A 1,783-nucleotide genomic window follows, 5' to 3' on the forward strand; every position below is an offset into this window, starting at 1 on the left:
CGCCCTGGTCGACAAGTCCATCCTGATCCGGGAGGAGTCGGGCACGGTGGTGCGGTTCCGGATGCTCGACACCCTGCGCGACTACGGCCGCGAGAAGTTGCAGGCCTCGGGCGAGTACCTCGACCTGCGGCGACGACACGCGGACTGGTGCCGGCAGCTCGCGCTGGACGCGGAGGCCGACTGGATCGGTGCCCGGCAACTCGACTGGATCGACCGTCTGGACCGCGAACAACCCAACCTCCGCGAGGCCCTCGAATTCGCCCTCGCCGACGACACGGCCACCGACTCCGTGTTGGCCTTCGCGAGCGCCCTGCAACCGTTCTGGTACTCGCTCGGACGGTTCGGTGAGGGACGGCACTGGCTCGACCGTGCCCTCGCCGTCACCCCCGCGGCCGCGTCTGCGGTCCGCGCCAAGGCCTTGTATCGGGACTGCGCGCTGAACGACGTCCAGGGAGACTTCGCCGCGGCGGCCGCGCTGGTCGGCGAGGCCCGGGCCCTCGCCGAACGGTCCACGGACCCACTCGCACACGCGTACGCAAAGTTCACCGCGGGGCGCCACGAGGTCTACACCGGTGACCTCGCACTCGCGTGCGCACACTTGGAGGGGATATATGACGTGTTCGCCGAGCAGGGTGACCTCCTGGCGCAGGTCTTGGTTCTCCTCGCGCTCGGATGGGCTCACGAGTTGCAGCAGGACACAGCTCGGGCGCTCAAGTGTCACGAGAAGGTCCTCGCGATCACCGAATCCCACGGCGAATCGGTGTATCGGTCGCACGCACTGTGGGGGGCCGCGGTCGCCGTGTGGCACGAGGGCGATCGCGACCGTGCGCTGCGGCTGCTGCAGCAGGGACTTGCCCTCGTCCGTCGCCGGAGGGACCCGCACCTGGCCGCGACGTGCCTCGAGGCCCGGGCCTGGATCGTGTCCGCCGAGGGCAGCGCCCGGCGCGCTGTCGTGCTGTTGGGAGCGGCGCAGGCCCTGGGCCAGATGACGGGGGCATCCACCGTGGTATTCCCGGGTCTGCTCGTCCATCACGACGAGTGCGAGCGAAACACCCGCCGCACGCTCGGCCAGCGGGCGTTCGAGGCCGCACACCACGAAGGCCACTCGCTCGATCTCGACGCCGCCGTCGCCTACGCACTCGGCGAGGAACCCACCACCCCACCCCCGACCGCGGGCCCGTCGACGGAGCTCACCAGGCGGGAGCGGCAGGTGGCCGACCTCGTCGCCGAGGGGCTGACCAACAAGGCGATCGCATCCCGCCTGGTCATCTCCCCACGCACCGCAGACGGGCACGTCGAGCACATCCTGACCAAACTCGGATTCACCTCCCGGACGCAGATCGCGGCCTGGGTCACCGAACACCAACGGCACTGACCATGGGGGACAGCGCCGTCCCAACCGGTCCCACGCGTCACCGACACAGTTTCGTAGCCGAGCCCCCTCGATCTCGTGGCGCGGATCTACGCCGGCCAGCTCGGCGATCGCGATCCTCGCCTGCACCCGCTGCTCGGCTTCCGCAGTGAGGTGGGCGAGCCGGCCAGCGGACCGTTGGTCCTGCACATCGCCGGGGACTCGACGCTGCAACCGTCCCGACGGCGGGCGACGTTCTGAACGCGACCGTCACGTGCGTCGGGATGTGGTGCTCGACCTGCTTGAGACGGTCGCGTTAGATTCCGTGTGTCGACGGCACGTGAAACTGAACACGGTACGGCAGGCGGGTTCAAGTATCGGTCGCAACACTCCTGATAGAAGAGGGGTGTGTGGATGGCACGAAGAGGACGC

The 1,783-nt window shown here is 69.2% G+C and carries 2 protein-coding genes; both read left to right on the forward strand.

Annotation, left to right across the window (positions count from 1 at the left end):
• A partial coding sequence (locus tag ABD951_RS06310) for an ATP-binding protein (protein ID WP_345342917.1) occupies positions 1-1,375 on the forward strand: 1,375 nt, incomplete at its 5' end.
• Between the two features lie 75 nt (positions 1,376-1,450).
• Positions 1,451-1,612 (forward strand): hypothetical protein, encoded by a 162-nt coding sequence (locus tag ABD951_RS06315; protein WP_345342918.1) that lies wholly within the window; start codon positions 1,451-1,453, stop codon positions 1,610-1,612.
• The last annotated feature ends 171 nt before the right edge of the window (positions 1,613-1,783 follow it).

This window comes from Rhodococcus olei, from assembly GCF_039540555.1.
Lineage (GTDB): Bacteria > Actinomycetota > Actinomycetes > Mycobacteriales > Mycobacteriaceae > Rhodococcus_G > Rhodococcus_G olei.